The sequence below is a fragment of the Elioraea tepidiphila DSM 17972 genome (assembly GCF_000378465.1).
In the GTDB taxonomy this organism is placed as follows: Bacteria; Pseudomonadota; Alphaproteobacteria; order Acetobacterales; family Acetobacteraceae; genus Elioraea; species Elioraea tepidiphila.
In genome coordinates, this window is record NZ_KB899918.1 from 1 (window position 1) to 21,877 (window position 21,877).

Annotated in this window: 26 protein-coding genes and 1 tRNA gene; 14 read left to right on the forward strand and 13 right to left on the reverse strand. The window is 68.3% G+C overall.

Annotated elements, in window-relative coordinates; genetic code table 11:
* Positions 1-91 precede the first annotated feature (91 nt).
* Entirely contained in the window at positions 92-571 is a 480-nt protein-coding gene (locus F563_RS0108310; RefSeq protein ID WP_019014203.1) for an outer membrane protein assembly factor BamE, read from the reverse strand.
* Between the two features lie 105 nt (positions 572-676).
* Between F563_RS0108310 and F563_RS0108315 the strand changes: the two genes are divergently transcribed.
* The 14 genes from F563_RS0108315 (at position 677) to phoB (ending at position 11,785) form a co-directional block, all read left to right on the forward strand.
* A complete protein-coding gene (locus F563_RS0108315; RefSeq protein ID WP_019014204.1) occupies positions 677-1,225 on the forward strand; it encodes a ubiquinol-cytochrome C chaperone family protein in 549 nt (182 codons plus the stop codon).
* Positions 1,222-1,737: a YceD family protein gene (locus F563_RS22040; protein ID WP_019014205.1), complete on the forward strand. Its 516-nt coding sequence runs from the start codon at positions 1,222-1,224 to the stop codon at positions 1,735-1,737. Before F563_RS0108315 ends, F563_RS22040 begins: the two co-directional genes overlap by 4 nt.
* 134 nt (positions 1,738-1,871) lie before the next feature.
* Entirely contained in the window at positions 1,872-2,075 is a 204-nt protein-coding gene (gene rpmF, locus F563_RS0108325; protein WP_019014206.1) for a 50S ribosomal protein L32, read from the forward strand.
* A gap of 87 nt (positions 2,076-2,162) precedes the next feature.
* The gene (gene plsX / locus F563_RS0108330; protein ID WP_051089359.1) at positions 2,163-3,182 is read left to right on the forward strand and encodes a phosphate acyltransferase PlsX; all 1,020 of its coding nucleotides are present in this window, start codon (positions 2,163-2,165) and stop codon (positions 3,180-3,182) included.
* Between the two features lies 1 nt (position 3,183).
* Positions 3,184-4,194, forward strand: coding sequence for a beta-ketoacyl-ACP synthase III (locus F563_RS0108335; RefSeq protein ID WP_019014208.1), 1,011 nt, complete (start codon positions 3,184-3,186; stop codon positions 4,192-4,194).
* 123 nt (positions 4,195-4,317) lie between these two features.
* A complete protein-coding gene (locus tag F563_RS0108340; RefSeq protein ID WP_019014209.1) occupies positions 4,318-4,635 on the forward strand; it encodes an integration host factor subunit alpha in 318 nt (105 codons plus the stop codon).
* Complete coding sequence (locus tag F563_RS0108345) at positions 4,632-5,204, forward strand: MerR family transcriptional regulator (RefSeq protein WP_019014210.1); 573 nt, start codon at positions 4,632-4,634, stop codon at positions 5,202-5,204. Before F563_RS0108340 ends, F563_RS0108345 begins: the two co-directional genes overlap by 4 nt.
* 33 nt (positions 5,205-5,237) lie before the next feature.
* A tRNA-Pro gene (locus tag F563_RS0108350) sits at positions 5,238-5,314 on the forward strand.
* 221 nt (positions 5,315-5,535) lie between these two features.
* Positions 5,536-6,591 (forward strand): PstS family phosphate ABC transporter substrate-binding protein, encoded by a 1,056-nt coding sequence (locus tag F563_RS0108355; protein WP_035574959.1) that lies wholly within the window; start codon positions 5,536-5,538, stop codon positions 6,589-6,591.
* A 118-nt stretch (positions 6,592-6,709) separates the two neighbouring features.
* The gene (gene pstC / locus F563_RS0108360; protein ID WP_019014212.1) at positions 6,710-8,095 is read left to right on the forward strand and encodes a phosphate ABC transporter permease subunit PstC; all 1,386 of its coding nucleotides are present in this window, start codon (positions 6,710-6,712) and stop codon (positions 8,093-8,095) included.
* 7 nt (positions 8,096-8,102) lie between these two features.
* Positions 8,103-9,482 (forward strand): phosphate ABC transporter permease PstA, encoded by a 1,380-nt coding sequence (gene pstA, locus F563_RS0108365; RefSeq protein WP_019014213.1) that lies wholly within the window; start codon positions 8,103-8,105, stop codon positions 9,480-9,482.
* A gap of 59 nt (positions 9,483-9,541) precedes the next feature.
* A complete protein-coding gene (pstB, locus tag F563_RS0108370; protein WP_019014214.1) occupies positions 9,542-10,312 on the forward strand; it encodes a phosphate ABC transporter ATP-binding protein PstB in 771 nt (256 codons plus the stop codon).
* 17 nt (positions 10,313-10,329) lie between these two features.
* Positions 10,330-11,046, forward strand: a complete 717-nt coding sequence (phoU, locus tag F563_RS0108375; RefSeq protein ID WP_019014215.1) for a phosphate signaling complex protein PhoU — start codon at positions 10,330-10,332, stop codon at positions 11,044-11,046.
* Positions 11,047-11,077: 31 nt separating this feature from the next.
* Positions 11,078-11,785, forward strand: coding sequence for a phosphate regulon transcriptional regulator PhoB (phoB, locus tag F563_RS0108380; protein ID WP_026299429.1), 708 nt, complete (start codon positions 11,078-11,080; stop codon positions 11,783-11,785).
* A 6-nt stretch (positions 11,786-11,791) separates the two neighbouring features.
* On the opposite strand, the gene F563_RS0108385 is transcribed toward phoB, so the two are convergent.
* From F563_RS0108385 to F563_RS0108440, 12 genes are read right to left on the reverse strand one after another with little or no spacing between them, the layout of a single operon-like run.
* Positions 11,792-12,805 (reverse strand): Ldh family oxidoreductase, encoded by a 1,014-nt coding sequence (locus F563_RS0108385; RefSeq protein WP_019014217.1) that lies wholly within the window; start codon positions 12,803-12,805, stop codon positions 11,792-11,794.
* On the reverse strand, positions 12,802-13,728 hold the full coding sequence (locus F563_RS0108390) for a hydroxyacid dehydrogenase (RefSeq protein WP_019014218.1): 927 nt from the start codon (positions 13,726-13,728) through the stop codon (positions 12,802-12,804). Before F563_RS0108390 ends, F563_RS0108385 begins: the two co-directional genes overlap by 4 nt.
* A gap of 2 nt (positions 13,729-13,730) precedes the next feature.
* Positions 13,731-15,470, reverse strand: a complete 1,740-nt coding sequence (locus F563_RS25840) for an L-aspartate oxidase (protein WP_019014219.1) — start codon at positions 15,468-15,470, stop codon at positions 13,731-13,733.
* A 4-nt stretch (positions 15,471-15,474) separates the two neighbouring features.
* Positions 15,475-16,065, reverse strand: a complete 591-nt coding sequence (locus tag F563_RS0108400; RefSeq protein ID WP_211211407.1) for a fumarate hydratase C-terminal domain-containing protein — start codon at positions 16,063-16,065, stop codon at positions 15,475-15,477.
* Between the two features lie 24 nt (positions 16,066-16,089).
* Positions 16,090-16,965, reverse strand: coding sequence for a fumarate hydratase (locus F563_RS0108405; protein WP_019014221.1), 876 nt, complete (start codon positions 16,963-16,965; stop codon positions 16,090-16,092).
* Positions 16,966-16,976: 11 nt separating this feature from the next.
* Complete coding sequence (locus F563_RS0108410) at positions 16,977-17,708, reverse strand: sulfite exporter TauE/SafE family protein (protein WP_019014222.1); 732 nt, start codon at positions 17,706-17,708, stop codon at positions 16,977-16,979.
* Positions 17,708-18,052, reverse strand: a complete 345-nt coding sequence (locus F563_RS0108415) for a succinate dehydrogenase/fumarate reductase transmembrane subunit (protein ID WP_019014223.1) — start codon at positions 18,050-18,052, stop codon at positions 17,708-17,710. Before F563_RS0108415 ends, F563_RS0108410 begins: the two co-directional genes overlap by 1 nt.
* Positions 18,052-18,384 (reverse strand): hypothetical protein, encoded by a 333-nt coding sequence (locus F563_RS0108420; protein ID WP_019014224.1) that lies wholly within the window; start codon positions 18,382-18,384, stop codon positions 18,052-18,054. The genes F563_RS0108415 and F563_RS0108420 overlap by 1 nt, the downstream gene beginning before the upstream one ends.
* A gap of 1 nt (position 18,385) precedes the next feature.
* Positions 18,386-19,102 (reverse strand): succinate dehydrogenase/fumarate reductase iron-sulfur subunit, encoded by a 717-nt coding sequence (locus F563_RS0108425; protein ID WP_019014225.1) that lies wholly within the window; start codon positions 19,100-19,102, stop codon positions 18,386-18,388.
* Complete coding sequence (locus F563_RS0108430; protein WP_019014226.1) at positions 19,099-19,971, reverse strand: ABC transporter permease; 873 nt, start codon at positions 19,969-19,971, stop codon at positions 19,099-19,101. Before F563_RS0108430 ends, F563_RS0108425 begins: the two co-directional genes overlap by 4 nt.
* Positions 19,968-20,792, reverse strand: a complete 825-nt coding sequence (locus tag F563_RS0108435) for an ABC transporter ATP-binding protein (protein WP_019014227.1) — start codon at positions 20,790-20,792, stop codon at positions 19,968-19,970. The genes F563_RS0108430 and F563_RS0108435 overlap by 4 nt, the downstream gene beginning before the upstream one ends.
* A gap of 4 nt (positions 20,793-20,796) precedes the next feature.
* Positions 20,797-21,804 (reverse strand): ABC transporter substrate-binding protein, encoded by a 1,008-nt coding sequence (locus tag F563_RS0108440; protein ID WP_019014228.1) that lies wholly within the window; start codon positions 21,802-21,804, stop codon positions 20,797-20,799.
* Positions 21,805-21,877: the final 73 nt, after the last annotated feature.

Sequence of the window (21,877 nt, forward strand, 5' to 3'; positions counted from 1 at the left end):
GGCTGCTGGCCTCCAGCCCAGCCAGCAGCTTGAATCAGAAAACCAAACGCGCCGGAACACCCAATCCGATTCCACCAGAAGGAATCAGGCTCTAGATGCCGCTGCCCGGCATGCGCCCGCTGTCCCTGCCCGGCGTGAACCGGCCGATATTGCCGAACAGCATCTGGAGGAAGTTGCGGTCATTGCCCGGCGTGGGCGTCACACGGGCCACCGGCGTGATCTCGGTCGCATCGTCCAGCCCGAGCGTTTCCACCTTCTGCACGACGCCGCGCTCATCGAACCGGATCGCCACCACGGTCTGCTCGTCCACCGCCTGGGTCCGGCCGACGCGGGTGCGGGTGACGCTGCTGACATAGAACCAGGAATCGTCGCCGAAAGGCGCGGTGATCGAGGGCGAGCCCAGCAGGGCCGCGACATCCGCGCGGGTCTGCACGCCCGGCACGATCTCCTCGAGCTGATAGGTCTCGACACGGTGGCCCCGTGTCTCCTTGGTCGGCGCGACCATCGCGCAGGCGCCGATCGTCAAGGCCGCCGCCAGCGCCACCCCGTGCCGGATCCGCACCACCGTCATGACCGGGCTCCATGCTCCCCGTTCCGCGGGTCGGATTGACCCGCCCCACCGGAACGCCATCTGATGCGGTGACACACTGTGCCCGGACCTGTCAATCGAGCCGCAATGCCGCTCTCCCGCCTGTTCCGCCGCCGCCCGTTCGAGCGCGAGGGCTATCTGCTCTACGGCGCGGCCGTCGCCGCGGCGCGCGAGCCCGCCTGGTATCGCGATCTCGGCGTGCCGGATACGCTGGACGGACGGTTCGACATGGTCGCGCTGTTTGCCTTCCTGCTGATCGACCGCATGCGCGAGGAGCCGGGCGATCAGCCGCCGGCGCTGTCGCAGGCCGTGTTCGACGCGATGTTCTCCGACATGGACCAGAACCTGCGCGAGATGGGTGTCGCCGATCTCGGCGTGGGCAAGCGGGTCAAGCGGATGTGGGAGGCGTTCCACGGCCGCGCGACCGCCTACACGGCGGCACTGGCCGAGGCGGATGATGCGGCCCTGGCGGCGGCCCTGTCGCGCAATGTGTGGCGCTCGGCCGGGCCGGTCGCCGCGGCGCAGCGCCTCGCCCGCGCCACGCGCCGGCAGCGCGCGCATCTCGGCGTCCAGCCCTTCGCGGCACTCTGCCGCGGCGAGGCGGCGTTCCTGCCTGCCGCCGAGTCGCTCACGTGACGCCCGCGCCCGAGTTCTCCCGCCTGGTCGAGACCGCTCGGCTGCGCGCGTCCGGCGAGGCCATCGAGATCGCCGCCAGCCCCGCCGAGTGCGCCGCTGTCGCCCGCCGCCTCGGGATCGAAGCCCTGGCGGTTCTCCGGGCCCGCGTGCAGCTCGTGCCCGCAGGCGGGGGCGTGATCGATGCCGAGGGCGTCATCCACGCGCGCCTGACCCAGGTCTGTGTGGTTTCGCTCGATCCCTTCGAGCAGACGCTCGACGTGCCGCTCAGGCTGGTGTTCCGCCCCGGCAGCGAAGCCGATCTCGCCGCCGATCAGACCGTCGATCCCGAGACCGAGGACGAGGTGCCCTACGAGGGCGGCCGGTTCGACCTCGGCGAGTCGGTGGTCGAGACCCTCGCTCTGGCCCTCGATCCCTGGCCACGCCGGCCGGGAGCGGTGCTCGAGGTGCCGCCCCCGGCCGAGGCGCCCGCCGACGGGCCGTTCGCCGCGCTCGCGCGCCGGCGCAAGAGCTGAGACGGCTGCCCTGCTTCCTGCGCGCCCCAGGCCGACGCAGGTGCCGGGGACATGTAACTTTACGGGGGTGCGGGCGTCTGCTAACCAGCCCCGTCCATCCCGTTTCCATTTTGTGACAAGGCGAGGCCCGTGCCATGGCGGTCCCGAAGCGCAAGACGTCCCCCTCCCGGCGCAACATGCGGCGGTCGCACGAGGCCCTCGGCCGTGAGGCTCATGCCGAGTGCCCGAACTGCGGCGAGCTGAAGCGCCCGCACCATGTCTGCCCCTCCTGCGGGCACTATGACGGGCGCGAGGTCGCTCCTGCCGGCAAGACGCTGAAGGCGGTCGTCCGTCCCTGACGGGGCGGCGCGGCGTCCCCTGGCGCCCCGACCGATGACACGGAGCCCGACGCGGTGAGCGCGTCCGGTGTCCTCGCGATCGACGCGATGGGCGGCGACCGGGCCCCCGAGATCGTCATCGAGGGGCTGGAGATCGCCGCCGAGCGCCACCCGCAGGTTCGCTTCCTGCTCTTCGGCGACGAGGCGCGCGTGGCTCCGCTGCTCGCCGCGCATCCGCGCGCGTGCGCTGCCTCGACGCTGCGCCACGCGCCTGAGGCGGTGCCGAACGAGATGAAGCCCACCGCGGCCTTGCGGCTGCGCGGCAGCTCGATGCGGCTGGCGATCGACGCGGTCGCCGCGGGCGACGCCGAGGGTGTGGTGTCCGCCGGCAACACGGGCGCCCTGATGGCGCTTGCCAAGATCGTGCTCAAGACGCTGCCCGGGATCGACCGGCCGGCCATGGCGGGCATCGGCCCCTCGGCGCGCGGCGACTTCGTGATGCTCGATCTCGGCGCCAACGTGCAGTGCGACAGCCGCAACCTGGTCGAGTTCGCGGTGATGGGCGAGGTGTTCGCGCGCACCGTGCTGGGGCTCAACCAGCCCTCGATCGGCCTGCTGAATGTCGGTGCGGAGGAGCTGAAGGGCGATGAGCGCGTGCGCGAGGCGGCCGAGGTGCTGAAGGCGAGCCCGATCGCGCCGCTGTTCCACGGTTTCGTCGAGGGCCACGACATCGCCGCCGGCACGGTCGATGTGGTGGTGACGGACGGGTTCACCGGCAATGTCGCGCTCAAGACCGGTGAGGGCACGCTCAAGCTGGTGCGCGACCTCCTGCGCGAGGTGTTCTCCTCCTCGATCGCGGCCAAGCTCGGCTACGTGCTCGCCCGGCCCGCGCTCGAGCGGCTGCGCGAGTGGCTCGATCCGCGGCGTTACAACGGCGCTGTCCTGGTGGGGCTGAACGGCGTGGTCGTGAAGAGCCACGGGGGCACCGACGCGCTGGGCTTCGCCCATGCGACGGACCTCGCGATCGACATGGTGCTGCACCGCTTCAACGCGCGGATCCGCGACGAGCTGACACGCATGCGCCCGGCCGAAATGCAGGTGCCCGTCACGTCCGCAATGGCAGGGTGAGATGAAGACCGAGACCGCGCGCGAGGCGTTGCGCACCACCGCGATCCGTTCCGTGATCGCCGGCTATGGCGGCTACCTGCCCGAGCGCGTCGTGACCAATGCCGAGCTCTCGACGCGCATCGACACCTCGGATGAGTGGATCGTCGAGCGCACGGGGATCCGCGAGCGCCGGATCGCCCGTGAGGGGGAGCTTGCCTCCGATCTCGGCGCCGCGGCCGCGCGCGCGGCGCTGGCCGATGCCGGCATCGCGCCAGAGGAGGTGGACGGGATCGTGCTCGCGACCTCGACCCCCGACCAGACCTACCCCGCGACGGCCGTGCGGGTGCAGGCCAAGCTCGGCATCCATCGCGGCTTCGCCTTCGACGTTGCCGCCGTGTGCACCGGTTTCATCTACGCCCTCTCCGTGGCGGATGCGATGATCCGCGCCGGCCACGGGCGCTGCGTGCTCGTGGTCGGCACGGAGGTGAACTCGCGCATCCTCGACTGGTCCGACCGTGGCACCTGCGTGCTGTTCGGCGACGGGGCAGGGGCGGTGGTGCTGCGCGCGGCCGAAGGCGTCGCCGGCGGGGCCGGACCGGGCGTCCTTTCGACGCATCTGCACGCCGACGGAGCCCATGCCGACATCCTCTATGTCGATGGCGGCCCAGGCAGCACGGGCACGGCCGGCCATGTGCGGATGCACGGTCGCGAGGTGTTCCGCCACGCGGTCGCGAAGCTCTCGGCGGTGGTGGACGAGGCGCTGGCGGCCAACGGGCTCGACCACGGGGCGGTGGACTGGCTGGTGCCGCACCAGGCGAACCTCCGCATCATCGAGGCCATGGCGAAGAAGCTTCACCTGCCGATCGAGCGCGTGGTCGTCACGGTGGACCGCCACGCCAACACCTCGGCCGCCTCGATCCCGCTGGCGCTGGCTGAGGCGCATGGCGACGGGCGGCTGCGGCCGGGCCAGCTCGTGCTGATGGAGGCGATCGGCGGCGGCCTGACCTGGGGGGCGGCGCTGGTCCGCCTGTAGCGGGCTGCGGCACAATTCGCAACCATCGACCTAACTCCCTGACTTTGCGCCATTCGTTGACGTGGGGCATCGGTCACTGATACGGTCGCGTCGACGTGAAGAGAGCACAACCAAGGGACGTGGATGGCCGGGCAGACCGTGACGCGCGCGCAGCTGGCGGAGTCGGTCTATGAGCAGGTCGGCCTGTCACGCAACGAGTCCGCGCAGCTTCTTGAGACGGTGCTGGAACTGGTCGCTGGTGCCCTGGAGGCCGGGGAGTCGGTGAAGATCAGCTCGTTCGGCACCTTCGCCGTGCGCCAGAAGGGGCGCCGCATCGGCCGCAATCCCAAGACCGGGGTCGAGGTGCCCATTCTGCCGCGCAAGGTGCTCGTCTTCCGGCCAAGCCAGGTGCTGAAGGCCCGCATCAACGGCCAGCCGGTGCCCGCCGGCGACGACGCATGAGCGGCGACGACAAGGACGGTACGGACCGCCCGCGTGGCCGCAAGGCGCCCTCGGCGTTCCGCACGATCAGCGAGGTCGCCGACGAGCTTCATATCCCGCAGCACGTGCTGCGCTTCTGGGAGACCAAGTTCCCGCAGCTCGCGCCCCTCAAGCGCGGTGGCGGCCGGCGCTACTACCGGCCCGAGGACATCGAGCTGCTGCGCCGGATCAGCGACCTGCTCTACATCCAGGGCTACACGATCAAGGGCGTGCAGCGGCTCCTGCGCGACGGCCCGGCCGAGGACGAGGCCGCGATCGCCGAAGCCGAGCGTGCGGCCGAGGCACCGGAGCCCGGCCGGCCGCAACTGCCCCTGCCTGGCCTGCCGGCTGGCCCCGCCCCTGCACGGGCGGCCGGGGCGAAGCCGGTCGTGCGCGTGCGTGCCGAGGGGGCGCCCGCGACCGTGCCTCCAGCCTCCGATCCGCGCGCGGCCGAGCGGCTCGCCGTGCTGAAGGCGGCGCTTGCCGAGGCGCTGCAGGAACTCGGCGCGATCCGCGATCTGATCGCCCGCGCAGCCCGCCGCCGCGGTTGACTTCCGGGGCTCCGCGCGCGATGTGACGCCGGTCGGAGCGTAGCGCAGCCTGGTAGCGCATCAGTCTGGGGGACTGGGGGTCGTGGGTTCGAATCCCGCCGCTCCGACCATTGCCTTCTGCGAGAGTCTCCTGTGACGAGGATGCGGCGCGTTGCGCTAGGATCCGATGGACCATGATGTCGGGTCATCCGGACCTTCGTCATCAGCGGTTGTCATCTAAGCTTCATCGTTCTGCAATCGTGGAGTCTCCGATGGGGCCTAGGGTCCCGCCCGGCTGATGAAACGCTATGCGGGATCGTCCGCGTAAGCCAGTCATCGAAGGAGGGAGATGATGAGTCACCGCACGGTGGTCGCCGCGATCGTCGCGTCGGCTGTTCTCGGCCTTGCCGCCGCTCCGACTGAGGTCATGGCACAGGCCCGCGACCAGATCCGCATCGTCGGTTCCTCGACGGTGTTCCCGTTCACCACGGCCGTCGCTGAGCAGTTCGGCCGTGCGGGCCGCTTCCGCACGCCGGTTGTCGAATCGACGGGCACAGGCGGAGGCATGCGCCTGTTCTGCGCCGGCATTGGTCCCGCCCACCCCGACTTCACGAATGCCTCGCGCCGGATGACAGCAGCCGAGTTCGACACCTGCCAGCGCAACGGCGTCACGGAGATCATCGAGATGCCGGTTGGCTTCGACGGCATCGTGATCGCCGTCCGCAAGGGCTCGCCCAAGTTCGACCTCACGCGGGAGCAGATCTGGAAGGCGCTCGCGCGGCAGGTGCCGGTGAACGGCCAGCTGGTCAACAACCCCTACCAGCGGTGGAACGAGATCGACCCCTCGCTCCCGAACGCACCGATCGAGATCATCGGCCCGCCGCCGACCTCGGGCACGCGCGACAGCTTCGTCGAGCTCGTGCTTGACGTCGGCTGCCGTAACGTTCCCGAGATTCGCGCGATCCAGGATAACCGCGCGCGCCAGCAGGCGTGCCAGGCGATCCGCGAGGACGGGAAGTTCGTTGAGGGCGGCGAGAACGACAACCTCATCGTCCAGCGTCTGGCGGCCGACCGGACCGGCACGCTGATGGGAGTCTTTGGTTTCAGCTATCTCGACCAGAACACCGACAAGATCGAGGGCAAGACGGTCGACGGCGTCGAGCCCACCTATGAGAACATCGCATCCGGCAAGTATCCCGTCTCGCGCTCGATGTTCGTCTATGCCAAGCGGGCGCACATCGACGTGATCCCGGGCATGCGCGAGTTCATCGCCGAGTACATGAGCGATCGCGCCATGAATGCTGAGACGGGCTACCTCGCGCAGCGTGGTTTGATCGTGCACCCGGCCGCGAACCGCGCCCGATTCCGGGAAGAGGTGATGAACCTGCGTCTGATGACCCGTCCGTGAGTGTCGCTGAGCAGGCCCGTATCGCAGCGGGCCTGCTTCTTTTCGCGTCCCCGCCGGTGGTTCGAAAACCTGTCGGTCCCGGACGCATGAGTGCCGTCAGCAGCAGAAGCAGAGGCCGATGGCCATGACCGCTGGAGTTCTCGCCCTCGTCCTCTGTGTTCTCTGCTTCGCCGGATTCTGGCTTGGCCGCCAGGAAGCCGTGCGCATCCGTTCCGGTGGGGTGCAGCCTCACAGCCTTCCCTCCTACTATGGGAGCTATGTCGCGCTGGTGTGCGGCATTCCCGCCTCGCTCGCCTTGCTGATCTGGATCTCGGCCGCCGACTCGCTCGTGCGGCAGTTCGTGATCGCGGGGTTGCCGGATCATCTCAGCGCCCTGCCGGAAGGCGACCTGGCCCTGCTGCTGACGGATGTTCGGAACATGGCCTATGGCCGTGTACCGCTGAACACGGCGCGCCCGGAAATCGTCGGCGCGGTCGAGCACTATCTGCGACTCGGCGAGATTAGCCGGTGGCTGATGTGGCTTGTGGTCCTGGCCCTCGCCATCGGCGGCTTGCTCCTGGGGCGTCGTATGGTCTCGGCCGAATTCCGCGCCCGGAACGCCGTCGAGCAGATCCTCAATATCCTGCTGATCGCGAGCTCGACCGTCGCGGTGCTGACAACCATCGCAATCGTGCTGTCGCTGATCTTCGAGGCCTTGCGCTTCTTCGCCAAAGTTCCTGTCACTGAGTTCCTGTTCGGCCTCACTTGGAGCCCGCAGACGGCGCTCCGCGCGGAACAGGTCGGGGCGTCTGGAGCGTTCGGGGCCGTTCCGCTGATCACAGGCACGATGCTGATCAGCGTCATCGCCATGCTCGTCGCCGTGCCGACAGGCCTGATGGCAGCGGTCTACATGAGCGAGTTCATGCCGGGGCGCCTGCGCGCGGTGGTGAAGCCGGTGCTCGAGATTCTCGCCGGGATTCCGACGGTTGTTTACGGCTTCTTCGCCGCGCTGACGGTCGCGCCCCTGGTGCGCGATGCCGGCATGGCGATCGGCCTGAACGTCGCCTCGCAATCGGCCCTGGCCGCGGGTGTCGTGATGGGGATCATGATCATCCCCTTCGTCTCCTCCCTGTCGGATGACGTGCTCAACGCCGTCCCGAACTCACTTCGCGAGGGCAGCTACGGGCTGGGCGCCACCCAGGCCGAGACGATCAAGCTCGTGCTGCTGCCGGCAGCGCTGCCTGGCATCGTCGCGTCCGTCATCCTCGCGTTCAGCCGGGCCCTGGGCGAGACGATGATCGTGGTGATGGCCGCAGGGCTCGCAGCAAACATAACCATCAACCCCCTCGATGCGGTGACCACGGTCACCGTCCACATCGCCGCGCTGCTGGTGGGTGATCAGGAGTTCGACAGCGCGAAGACGCTTTCGGCGTTCGCGCTCGGCCTCCTGCTCTTCGTCGTGACGCTGACACTGAACGTCATTGCCCAGCGCGTGGTGAAGAAGTATCGGGAACAGTATGAATAGGTCTTCCATGATGCAGCCTCTGCATGCGCCGCCCAATGAGGCGGGCGTCTCCGCACTGCCGCGGCGTGTCGCCGAGAGCATGATGCCGACTGAGGAGCGGATCGGATCGCGCCACACGGATGCGGCTGCAGAGGCACGCCTGCGCGCACGCTACGCGGCACAGCGCCGCTTCAAGGCTTACGGCGTGCTTGCAATCGGTGTCGCGATCGGCGCCCTTCTTTGGCTCCTGATCACCTTGCTCTCGAACGGCGTCACGGCATTCGTGCAGACGAACTTGCGCCTGGCGATCACCTTCGATCCCGCCGTAGTCGATCCGCAGGGCAACCAATCGCCGGAGTCGCTCGCTCAGGGTGACTTCGGACGGGTCATCCGCGACGCGCTGCGCCAGCGCTTCCCCGACGCGCAAGGGCGTGTTGCGGTGCGGAACCTGCTCGCTCTCCTGTCCTCCGGCGCGGAATTCGAGTTGCGTGACAGGGTGATCGCCGATCCGTCCATGATCGGTACCACGCAGCCGGTTTGGGTGCTCGCCTCCTCCGATGTGGACATGTTCCGCAAGGGGTTTTTCGAGAAGGCCGCGGACGGGGGCGCGGGGGGGCGGCTCAACGCGCAACAGGTGGCGTGGATCGAGGAGCTCGCGGCGTCGGGCGACCTCGCACTGCAATGGAACAGGTTGTTCTTCAAGGCGGGAGACTCGCGCGACCCCGAACTGGTCGGAGTGCTCGGAGGCGTGCTCGGATCGTTCTTCACCCTCTTCGTCTGCTTGGTCCTGGCATTCCCGTTTGGAGTCGCCGCAGCCATCTACCTGGAGGAGTTTGCACCGAAGAATCGCTTCACCGATATCATCGAGGTAAACATCAACAACCTTGCTGCTGTACCCTCGATCATCTTCGGATTGCTTGGCCTCGCGGTCTTCTTGAACTTCTTCGGCATGCCACGCTCTGCGCCCCTTGTTGGAGGTATCGTGCTGGCGCTGATGAGCCTGCCGACCATCATCATCGCTTCGCGAGCGGCTCTGCGGGCCGTACCGCCCTCGATCCGAGAGGCCGCCTACGGCCTCGGCGCGTCGAAGATGCAGGTCGTCCTGCACCACGTGCTTCCGCTCGGCCTGCCCGGAATGCTGACTGGCTCGATCATCGCCATGGCGCAAGCATTGGGCGAGACCGCGCCGCTCCTCATGATCGGCATGGTCGCGTTCATCGTTGACATCCCGCAGGGGCTCACCTCTTCGGCGACCGCACTGCCGGTGCAGATCTTTATGTGGGCGGACAATCCCGAACGCGGCTTCGTCGAGAAGACCTCGGCAGCCATCATCGTGTTGCTTGCGTTTCTGCTCACGATGAACGCGATTGCCATCTTCCTCCGCAAGAAGTTCGAACGCAGGTGGTGACCATGGACAGCAACATTGCTCCGTCACAACCCTCGGTGCCGACAGTGGTATCGCCGCCCATGCTTCAGAACGAGCCGCCCGCGATCGCGGCGCGCACGGTGAACGTCTTCTACGGCGAGAAACACGCCCTCAAGGATGTAACGATCGACATCTATCGTCGGCAGGTTACGGCATTCATCGGCCCTTCGGGCTGCGGCAAGAGTACGTTCCTGCGGTGCTTCAACCGCATGAACGACATCATCGAGACTTGCCGGGTCACGGGACGAATCACGCTCGATGGCGGGGACATCTATGATCCGCGGCTTGACGTTGTTCAGCTCCGCGCGCGCGTCGGCATGGTGTTCCAGAAGCCCAATCCGTTTCCGAAATCGATCTACGACAACATCGCCTATGGCCCGCGCATTCACGGGCTGACGACGTCGAGGAAAGAACTCGACAACGTTGTCGAGCAGAGCCTTCGCCGCGCGGCGCTCTGGGATGAGGTGAAGGATCGTCTCTCCGAGCCCGGAACCGCGCTCTCGGGCGGCCAGCAGCAGCGGCTCTGCATCGCGCGCGCAATCGCGGTCTCGCCGGATGTCATCTTGATGGACGAGCCATGCTCCGCGCTCGACCCGATCGCGACCGCGAAGATCGAGGAGCTGATGGATGAGCTGCGTCAGGACTATACCATCATCATCGTGACGCACTCGATGCAGCAGGCCGCCCGTGTTTCGCAGCGAACTGCGTTCTTCCATCTCGGCGAACTGGTCGAGGTCGGTCCCACCGAGGAGATCTTCACTCGGCCTCAGGATAAGCGGACGCAGGACTACATCACGGGTCGCTTCGGCTGATCGGGCAGAGAGGGGCTATGCCGGACCATACCGTCAAGGCTTACGACGAGCAGCTGAGCCGGCTGCGGGATACGCTCATGCGCATCGGCGGCAACGTCGAGACCGCACTCGCCGAGGCAGTCAGCGCGTTGGGACGGCGCGACGCCGCGGCCGCCGCGGCGATCGTGCAGCGCGACGTCGAGGTGGATGCGCTCTACCGCTCGGTCGAGGATCAGGCGGTACGACTGCTGGCGCTGCGTCAGCCGATGGCTAACGATCTCCGGCTGATCGTCGGTGCGATCCGCATGGGTCTCGATCTGGAACGGATCGGCGACTACGCGTCGAACATCGCGAAACGGGCGATCGTGCTCAGCCAGCTGCCGCCGGTGGTCAGCGTCGGGCCGATCCAGCGCATGAGCCGGCTGGTCCAGGAGATGCTAAAGGACACGCTCGACGCCTTCGCCTCGTACGACGCGGCGAAGGCGAAGGATGTCTGGCAGCGCGACGAGCAGGTTGATGAGGCCTACAACGCGGTATTCCGCAATCTTTTGACGTACATGATGGAGGATCCGCGCAACATCACCCCCTGCGCGCATCTTCTGTTCGTCGCAAAGAACATCGAACGCATCGGCGACCATGCGACGAATGTCGCCGAGACGATCCGCTTCATCGTGCTTGGCGAGGAAGCGGAGGGTGAGCGGCCCAAGAGCGATGACTCGCCTTTCGCGATCGTCGAGCCGCCGGCGGGCGGCTGAATCGGCGAGGACCAGGAAGATGCCCGAAGGGATGTCCAGCATGCTGAAGCCCCTGATTCTCATCGTCGAGGACGAGGCGCCGCTGGTCACCATGCTGCGCTACAATCTTGAAAAACAGGGCTTCCGTGTCGACGAGGCAGCCGATGGACAGGAGGCGATCACCAAGATCGCAGAGGCCAAGCCGGATCTCGTGCTCCTCGACTGGATGCTGCCCGCCATGTCCGGCATCGAGGTGTGCCGTCAGATCCGCCGCCGACCGGGCACTCGCGACCTCCCAGTCATCATGGTGACCGCCCGCGCCGAGGAAGCCGACAGCGTGCGTGGTCTGAACACGGGGGCGGACGATTACATCACCAAGCCGTTCTCGATCGATCTGCTGCTCGCGCGTATCCGCGCCCTGCTGCGGCGCTCCGGAACCCCGCCGGCGAAGGGCACGCTGAAGTATCACGACATCACGATGGATCTCGCCGCGCACCGTGTCGTCCGCAACGGCCGGAACGTGCATCTCGGGCCGACCGAGTTCCGTCTTCTGGAGTTCTTCATGCAGCATCCGGGGCGAGTATTCTCGCGCGAGGAGCTGCTGGATGCCGTCTGGGGTCCCGACATCCATGTCGAGCCTCGTACCGTGGACGTGCATATCCGCCGGCTGCGCAAGAGCCTCAACGCGCCCGACGAGGTGGATGTCGTGCGGACCGTGCGTGCGGCGGGTTACGCCCTGGACGTCGACAGCACGCTCTGAACCACGTCAGCCCGCAATCGCGCGGAGTTCCGCAAGCAGTGCGGCCGGGTAGGGTATCCCGTCCCTGCGCTGTCGCGCACGGATCGCAAGCCGCCGGTCGCCCGGGAGCCGCACGCCCGGCTCGGCCAGCATCCGCGCGGTGATCGCAGCGACCCGGTCGGCGACTGCCTGCGCATCCGCTCCCACCGCCCCGGGACGGATCGCGAGGACAAGCTGGCCGATCCGCGGAGGCCCGCCCTTGTCATCGAAGAAGCTCGAGGCCTCGAAGCCCGCGTGGCTCGCCGTGAGCGCCGCAGTGAGGAGCTCCACCATCAGCACGAGGGCTGCGCCCTTCGCCCCGCCGATCGGGAGCATCGCGCCGGCGAGCGCGGACTTCGCGTCGGTGGTGGGGTTGCCCTGCGCATCCGTGGCCCAGCCTTCGGGAATCGGCTCGCCCTTCTGTGCGGCGACCATGATGCGGCCGCGCGCGACCACCGAGAGCGAAAGATCGATCACCAGCGGGTCGCGCCCCGTCATCGGACAGGCGAAGGCGACGGGGTTGGTGCCGAACAGCGGCGTGCCGCTGCCGGCCGGAGCGATGCCGGCGGGACTGTTGGTGAAGGCGAGCGCGAAGACGCCGGCGTCGCGCGCGAGGTCCTCGACGAACAGCCCGAGTGCGCCGGCGTGGTGGCTGTTGCGCACCCCCGCGGCGACGATGCCGTTGCGCCCGACGAGCGAAGCCGCCCAGCGTATGGCTGCAGCGATCGCCGGATAGGCGAGCCCGTCGCCCGCATCTACCGCGACCGTTGCGTCTGCCGGACGCGTCACCGACGGCACCGCATCGCCCTTGACCTTGCCGGCGCGGATCTGCGCGGCATAGGCCGGCACGCGCGAGAGGCCGTGGCTCGCGATCCCGTCGAGATCGGCGCGGGCCAGCGCGCGGGCGGTCTCCGCCGCTGCCTCGCTCCTCGCACCAACGGCGCGCAGCGCGGCCCCGGCGAGGGCCTCGGCAGCATCGAAGGAGAGGACCTCGCTGCTCATTCCAGTCGATCCAATTCCGTCGCCACCCTTTCGGCGATCATCAGCGAGACGCGACGATTGCTCTCCTGCGTCACGCCGGCGATGTGCGGCGTGAGGAGCAGGTTCGGCACATCGGCGAAGCGCCTCGGTTCCTCGGGCGGTTCGCTCTCGAACACATCGAGCGCCGCACCACCAAGCCGCCCGCCCTTCAGTGCCGCGACAAGTGCGTCCTCGTCCACGATGCCGCCGCGAGCCGTGTTGATCAGCACCGCATCGCGACGCATCGCGGCGATCCGCTGCGCGTCGATCAGCTTGCGTGTCGTGTCGGTCAGCGGCACGTGCAGCGACACTGCGTCCGCCTCGGCGACCAGTCGGTCGAGCGGCATCGGTTCGGCGCCGTTGCGACGGATCTCGTGGTCGTTGACGAGCGGATCACAGGCAGCGATCCGCATGCCGAGTGCCTTCGCGCGCGGCACGATGCGGCGTGCAATGTCGCCGAAGCCGACCAGGCCGAGTAGCCTCGCCTGAGCCTCGCGGCCGGTCAGCGCCGTGCGCGGCCACTCGCCGGCGGCGATCCGTGCGGTCGCACCATAGGCGCCGCGCAGCAGGATGAGCACGGCCGCGATCACGTATTCCGCGACGGCATCGGCATTCGCGCCCGTGGCGGGGATCACGCGCACGCCGCGTTCGGCGCAGGCGGTGATGTCGATGTTGTCGAGCCCGACGCCGAGTCGTCCGATCACGCGCAGACGCGGCGCCGCATCGAGCAGTGCTTCGCGCACCTGGGTGCGGTTGCGTACGATCAGCGCGGGAACCGTGGCGATCGCCGCTGCGAGCCGTTCCGGCTGATCGACCAGCCTCGGATCATAGGTGACATCGAAACGCGCGCGCAGCAGCGCGACCGCGTCCTCGTCCATGAACTCGGAGATCACGATGCGATGCATGCTCAGGCCGCCTGGTCGTGCAGCAGGGTGCGCCCCGGAGCGACGATGTCGAAGCTGACCGGACGGGTCGTGACGGTCAGGCCACGCTCGGCGAGACGGACGACCGTGTAGCGGCTGGTGGCGAGGTCACCGGTCTCGGGGAAATCTTCACGCCAATGCGCACCACGGCTGTCGGTACGCGCGATTGCGGCGGCGGCGATCGCGCGGCTGACGAGCACGAGGTTCTCCAGGTTCAGCCGGTCCTGCCAGGTGAGGTTGTAGCGGCGGTCGCCATCCGGCACCCCGCACGCATCTACCTCCTCCGCCAAGGCATTGAGCGCCTCGATGCCTCGCGTAAGCCCGGTCGCGTCGCGAAGGATGCCGACATCCTGCCACATCACGTCGAGCAGGCGTTGCCGCAGGCCGGAGAGATCGCCAGGAGGGCGAGCGAGCGGCGAGAGCGCCGCATCGATCGCAGCTTGAACCACGGCAAGATCGGGCGGCGCGAACACCCCGTGCTGCGGCACCCAGGCGGCCATCGCGTCCCCGGCGATGCCGCCGAACACGGTGGAGTTCGCGACCCCGTTGCCGCCCAAGCGGTTCGCACCATGCACGCCCCCGGTATCCTCTCCCGCCGCGAAGAGGCCCGGCAGCTCCGTCGTGCAGTCGGCCTCGAACGCGACGCCGCCCATCATGTAGTGCGCCGTCGGGATCACCGGCACGCGGCCCGCGGCGAGGTCGAAGCCGCAATCGGCGCAGCGCTCCACCATGCCCTTGAACTGCTTGCGGACATTCTCCGGACCGAGATGACCCATCGTGATCCATACGCCGCCCTCGGGTGTCGCACGTCCCCTACGGATCACGTCCATGATCGCGCGGCTGACAAGGTCACGCGTCGCCCGTTCCGCCTTCGGGTCGTACTCCAGCATGAAGCGCTGCCCCGCGCCGTCCAGCAGATGGCCGCCGGCGCCGCGCAGCCCTTCCTCGATCACGGTGCCGCTCATCCGTGTGCCTTCGCCGGCGAGCAGCCCGGTGGGGTGGAACTGCACCATCTCCATGTCGCGCAAGGGCAGCCCCGCGCGCAGCGCCATCGCGAGCCCGTCGCACGACTTGTCGCCCGAAGGGGTGTGGTAGCGGTACATGGTCGGACCGCCGCCGGTGGCGAGCAGCACGGCTCTTGCCTGGACGAAACGGAACGTGCCCTCGCGCATGTCGAGCAGCAGCACACCGGAAAGGCGGGCTCCATCCGCCGAGGGGACCAGCGTGATCGCGCGGTGATCCTCCATCCGCCGCACATCGCGCGCGAGCACCTGCTCGGAGAGGCGGTTGATGATCTCGATGCCGGTCAGGTCGCCCTTGTGCACGGTGCGGTCGAAGGTCTGTCCGGCGAACGCCTTCTGATGGATCGTGCCGTCCGGGTTGCGGTCGAAGAAGCAGCCGATCTCGTTCTCCAGTTCGCGGATACGCTGAGGCGCAGTCGCGCAGAGGATCCACGCGAGGTCCTGGCGGTTGATCCACTTGCCACCTTCGATCGTGTCCATGAAGTGCCGCTCAACCGAGTCCTCGGGCGCAAGGGCGACGTTGTAGCCGCCCTGCACCATCCGCGTGCAGCCGCATTTGCCGAGCAGGCCCTTCACCGCGATGGTGACATCGAGCTCCGGGTTCGCGCGCTTGGCGTGCAGCGCGGCGAACAGCCCGGCCCCGCCGGCGCCGAGGATCAGGATGTCGGTGCGGAGCGTCTCGATGCCGCGCGAACCTGCCACGGTGCTACTCCGAAGCGCCGAGTGCGGCGAGGGCTGCCGCACGGCGGTCGGCCACGCGCTCGCCCACCGAGGCGTAGAGGCTGCCGCCGTGGCTGTCCATCGCGACGAGCAGCGGACCGAAGCCCTTGACGCGGAACTTCCACAGGCTCTCGGGATTCAGATCGTCGAGATCGACATCGGTGATCTCGGTGATCCAGGTGGTCTCCAGCGCCGCAGCACCGCCCACCACCGCCAGATAAGCGCAGCCGTACCGCTTGAACGCCGCCGCCGAGGCTGGGCCGAGCCCGCCCTTGCCGATGATCAGCCGCACGCCGTGATCGCGTAGCAGCGGTTCGGTGAAGCGCTCCATACGCATGCTCGTCGTCGTGCCGATGCAGAGCGGCGCGTAGCCGACCGGTGCTGCGGGCGAGGGCGGCACGCGCTTCACGTTGGGCGCCGTATGCACAACCGCGTGGCCCCTGAGATCGAGCCGCACATTGCGGCCCTGGTCAAACATCGCGATCTGTGTGGCGTCGCGGATACCGAACAGCCAGTCCTCGAGCGTGACGGTGTCGCCGACGCGCAGTGCGCGCACGGTGGCTTCGTCGCAGGGCATGTGAACCAGGTGATGCGTCATGGCTCAGAACCCGAATTCGACGCCACCCGGCGTGATCGTGGCGCGTGCACGTCGCGCCGAGTGGCACTGGATGTTGACGGCCACGGGGTTCATCGTGATGTGCGTCGCCGCGGTCTCGACGTGCACAGCAAAGGCGGTCGCGTCGCCGCCCAGGCCCTGAGGCCCGATGCCGAGCATGTTCACGGCCTCCGAGAGCTCCTTCTCCAGCTTCGCCCCTTCGGGATCGGCGCATACCGAGCCGAGCGCACGGGTCGCGGCGATCTTCGCCAGATGCATGCAGAGATCGGAGGTGCCGCCGATGCCGACGCCGACAATGGTGGGCGGGCAGACCTTGCCGCCGGCCTCGATCACCCGATCGACCACGAAGCGCTTCACCGCGGCGATGCCGTCGGCCGGCACGAGCATCTTCAGGAAAGAGCCGTTCTCGCTGCCGGAGCCCTTGGGGATCATCTCGATCTCCACGGTCTCGGGCCGGTCGTCGAAGTCGATATGCAGCACCGGCACGCGGATGCCGCAGGAGGTGTGCTCGTTCTTCCGTGTGACCGGGTGCACGACCGAGGAGCGCAGCGGATGTTCGCGCGTCGCCCGCTCGCAGCCGCGGCGGATCGCCGCCTTCAGTCCAGCGCCGTCGAAGGTGACATCGCGGCCGATCGTGATGTTGTAGATCGGGATGCCGGTGTCCTGGCAGAGCAGGTTGTCTTCGCGCTCGGCGACCGCGATGTTCTCCACCATCGTGGCGAGCACGCTGCGTCCGGTCGGATCGGTCTCGCTGCGTTGCAGCCGCACGAAGCCGTCCTTGATGTCGTCGGGCAGCAGCTTCAGCGCGCGGATATAGAGGAGCTTGGCGATCTCCTCGATCTCGGTGAGGTCGAGCTGCATGGCGTTCTCCCTCAGAGCAGCAGCGCCGCGCCTGAGGCGGCGATCAGCACCGACAGCAGCCGGCGGAACTGCGCATCGTTCAGCTTGCCGTAGAGCCGGTAGCCGAGCCAGCCCCCGAGCGCCAGGGCGGGCAGGGCGGAGGCCAGCAGCACCAGGCTGGTCGCATCGACGGTCAGCCCCCCCAGCACCACCAGCGTGGCGACATGGGTGGCGAGGATGAAAGGCTGGAACACGCCGCGTGCGACATCCTTCGGCCAGCCGCGGAGCTGCGTCCAGATCGTCGTCGGCACGCCGGAGTAGCCGCCGAGCCCGCTCATCACACCGCCGAGCAGCCCGACCGCGGCATCCGCGCGTCGTCCGCCGGCGGTGATACGCGGCAGGTCACGCACAAGCAGCGCATAGGTACCGTAGGCGACCAGCAGGACGCCGAGGCCGCGCCGCAGCGCAGCGACGTCGATGCTGGTCAGCAGTGCCACGCCGAGCGGAATGCCGAGCAACCCGCCGATGAGGAACGGGGTGAGACGGGTGCGGTCGATGCCGTGGCGCATGCGCCAGACGAGTCCGGTGTGCAACAGCGTGCCGAGCGCCACCACCAGCAGGGCCGAGCGTACGGGATCGATCGCGTGCAGCCAGATCGCCGACGCCGTCATGGCGAAGGCGAAGCCGGCTGCACCGGCGGAGATCGCGCCGATGAAGGCGCCGAGCGAGACGATCGCGAGCGTCGCGGCGCTGACCGTGACCATCAGGCGGTGAGGTTCAGCAGGAACAGCAGCGTGGCGGCCACACTGATGCCGAAGCAGCCGGCGACGAACGCGCGCGTTCGGCGCTCGGGCCGGGGCAGGAACTCGACATGCAGCACGCGCAGCCCGAGTGCCAGGTGCAAGGCGAGGGCCAGCACGATCCCCGTCTCGGCGACCTTCACCAGCGGGCTGGCAGTGAGGTCGAGGAAGCGGTCGAGCGCGTCCGCGCCCGTCAGCGCGGTGCCAAGGGCGAGGAAGTGGAGCGGCAGGAACACCGCGAGCGCAAGCCCGGACAGACGATGGACGAGTGCTGCCCACCAGCCGGGATGGTTGCGGTGAGCCTGCATCACGCAGCGTACACCGCCCAAGCCGCGCGCAGCCCGAGTGCCAACAGCGCAGCGGACAGCAGCATCATCGCGAGGTCGCAGGAGCGGCCGCGCCAGCCGGTCCACTCGCGCAGGATGTTCCGCAACCCGATCGGGGCGTGGATCGCGGCGGCGATCACGAACAGTGCGTAGAACGCGAGCCACGCGACGTTGCCGCTGGTGCGTCCGAGGATCTCGCCGGCCGTCAGTCCGCCGCGTACCGCGATGATGATGGTCGCGAGGTGTACCAGTACCGCGAGTGCCAGCACGGCCGCCGAGGCGCGCTGGAGGAGGAACAGCCGCGCCGCCGTCATCTCAGAGCTCGCCCCGCAGCGTGGCACGCAGCACCGCCCGCTTCAGCCCGGCGATCGACGCGGTGGGCGACAGCGATTTCGGGCAGTGCTGGGTGCAGGAGCCGTGGCTGTGGCAGGCATGGCAACCGGCATCCCCCGCGACCGCCACGAGCCGCTCGCGCGCATGCCCGTCACGCACATCGTTCACCAGCGTCCAGGCACGGTTCAGCGCTGCCGGGCCGAGATAGTCGGATCGCCAGGCGACGACATCGCAGGCGGAATAGCAGACGCCGCAGCCGATGCACTCGATCGCGGCGTCCGCGGCGCGGCGCTCGGGACTCGACGGCGGCACAACGGCGAAGTCCGCGCCGAGATTCTCGCGCGGAGTGAACACGCCATGCGCCGCCGTCCACTTGGCGAAGAACGGCGCCATGTCGACGACCAGGTCCTTCACCACGGGCATGTTGCGCAGGGGTTCAAGCGTCAGGCAGCCATCGGGCGCCACCGTCTCGACGCGCGTGCGGCAGGTCCAGCGCGGCTTGCCGTTGACGGTCATCGCGCAGGAGCCGCACATGCCCACACGGCAGGCGAAGCGATAGGCGAGCGTGGGGTCGGCTTCGCGCTGGATCCAGGTGACGACATCCAGCACGGTCTGCGCCGGCTGGCGCGGCACCTCGAAGCGGTCGATCCGCCTGCCGTCGGTCCCGCGCTGGACTGAGACCGAGAGTGTCGCACTCACCGCTGCATGCCCCAGCGGTTCACGGTGCGCGCCTCGATCGCGCGGAAGATCACGCTCTCGACCAACAATCCGATCACGATCACGACCAGCAGTCCCGCAAACACGGTCGCGGTTTCAAGCTGGGCGCGCGCCTCGAAGATGTGCCAGCCGAGCCCGCCCTGCCGTGCCGAGGCGCCGAACACGAGTTCGGCGGCGATCAGGGTGCGCCAGGCGAAGGCCCAGCCGATCTTCAGCCCAGCGAGGATCGCCGGGAACGCCGCCGGGATCAGCAGCAGCGCGACGTAGCGGATGCCGGTGAGCCCGACATTGCGTCCGGTCATGCGCAGCGTCTCGGGCACCGCACGGAAGCCCGTGTGCGTGTTCAGCGCAACCGCCCACAGCACCGAATGGATGATCACGAACACCAGAGACGGCACGCCGAGCCCGAACCAGATCAGCGCCAACGGCAGAAGCGCGATCGCCGGCAGCGGATTGAACATCGCGGTCAGCGTCGCGAGCAGATCGGTGCCGATGCGGGTCGAGACGGCGAGCGTGGTGAACACTGCCGCGATCGCCAGCCCCGAGGCATAGCCGAGCAGCAACACATGCAGCGAGGTCACCGTGCGCTGAACCAGGACGCCGCTCTGGAGGTCACGCATCATCGCCTCGAGCGTCTCGGAGAGTGTCGGGAACAGCAGCGGGTTGTTCACGTAGCGCGCGTAGACCTCCCAGATCAGCGCGAGCAGGATGAGCAGCACTGCCCGGCGCAACGCGGTGTTGTTCCACGCCCGCTCCCACAGCGGCAGCGGCCGCTCCACCGCGCCTTCGGCGGTGACGTCCAACGGCGGGCGCTCGAACTCGGGGCGGGCGGAGAGATCGATCACGCTCACCGTGCCACCTCCGCATCCTCGAACAAGAGGCGATGGATGCGCTTGGAGAGCTGCCCGAACGCCGCCTGGTCGATGTTGCCATGATGGAAGGCATCGGCGTTCAACTCGGCGCGTACGCGACCGGGATGCGGCGACAGCACGAGGATACGGCTGCCGACCAGGATCGCCTCCTCGATCGAGTGGGTAACGAACAGCATGGTGAAGTGGAGCTGGTCCCAGAGTGCCAGCAACTCCTCCTGCATCTTGCGGCGGGTCAGCGCGTCGAGGGCCGCGAAGGGCTCGTCCATCAGCAGGATGTCGGGCTCCATCGCCATGGCGCGCGCGATCGCCACGCGCATCTTCATGCCGCCCGACAGCATGTGCGGATAGACATCGGTGAACTTGCCGAGGCCCACGCGGTCGAGGATGTCGCGCGCGCGCTCGATCGCTGCCCGGCCCCGGAAGCGGCCGGTCGCGCGCATCGGAAACAGCACATTGCCAAGCACGGTGCGCCACGGGAGAAGCTGCTCGAACTCCTGGAACACCATCATCCGGTCAGGCCCCGGCCTGGTGATCGGGCGGCCGTTGATGGTAAGCGTGCCCTCGACCGGCGGAAGGAATCCGCCGACCGATTTCAGGATCGAGGATTTGCCGCAGCCGGAGGGGCCAAGCAGCACGAAACGGTCGGACGGCAGCACGTCGAAATCGACGCGCCAGGTGGCGGTGACGATGTGCTGCGGGGTGCGGTACTGCAACGTCACGCCGCGCGCGGAGAGCAGCGGGACGGGGAAGTCCTGCCCGCCCGCCATGCTCCGCGCCTCGGCGATCGCGCTGCCCTCCATCCGCTCAGGAGCCCGCGAGGCCCGCGATGTCCTCGACGTAGACGTCCTGCCACTTGTCCGGCTTGGCGCGAATACCGCCGGTGCGATGCATGAACTCCGCGAAGGCCATGATCTTCATGGGCGTCGTGGTCCAGACATTCTCCGGGTCCCGGATCAGCCTGACCGTCTCCTCCTTCGGCAGGCGCGAGCGTTGATCCTCGATCCAAAGATCCGCCATCGCCTCCGGATCGTTCTTGATCATGCCCATGGCACGATCGAGGGCGGCGATGAAAGCCGCCATGATCTGCGGATTCTGGGTACGGTAACGGCCCATGGCCCAGACGCTGTTGAACGTGTGTGGCCCGCCGAACACGTCGTAGCTGTTCAGCACGCGCCGCACGCGCGGATCCGCGAGCTGCTGGTACTGGAACGGTGCCGAGGAGAAATGCGCCGTGATCTCGCTCTGCCCGGACAGCATCGCCGCCATCCCGTCCGGGTGCGACATCGAGACGGTAAGGTGGTCGAGCCTGGTGTGGTTGCCGGCACCGAACTGCTTCTCGGCCGCCATCTGCAGGACCACCGCCTGGATCGAGACTTTCACCGCCGGCAGGGCGATGCGGTCGCGCTCGGTGAAGTCTGCGATCGTCCGCACGTTCGGGTTGATCGTGTTCAGATAGAGCGGCATCGCGTTGAGCGCGGCGACGCCCTTCACGTCGAGATTGCCGCGCGTGCGCGCCCAGATCGTCAGCAGCGGGCCGACGCCGCCCGAGGCGAAGTCGAGGTTGTTGCTGATCAGCGCCTCGTTCATGGCGGTGCCGGAGGCGAAGCGGACCCAGGAGGTGGTGACGTCGACGCCGCGCGTCTTCGCCTCCTCCTCCAGCAGCTTGCGCACCTTCATGATGCTGAGCGGCAGGTAGCCGATGCCGAACTGCTCGGCGAGCCGCACCTCGCGCGGCTGCGCGCGCAGCCCCGGTGCGCCGAGAGCAAGCGCGGCCGCACCGCCAACACCAGCGATGAGAGTCCTTCTGCGCATCCCGATCCCTCCCGTTGCAGGCGGCGGGGTTCTGACGTCCCCTTGGTGCCGCGATGGTGGGGTGCCGCGGCAC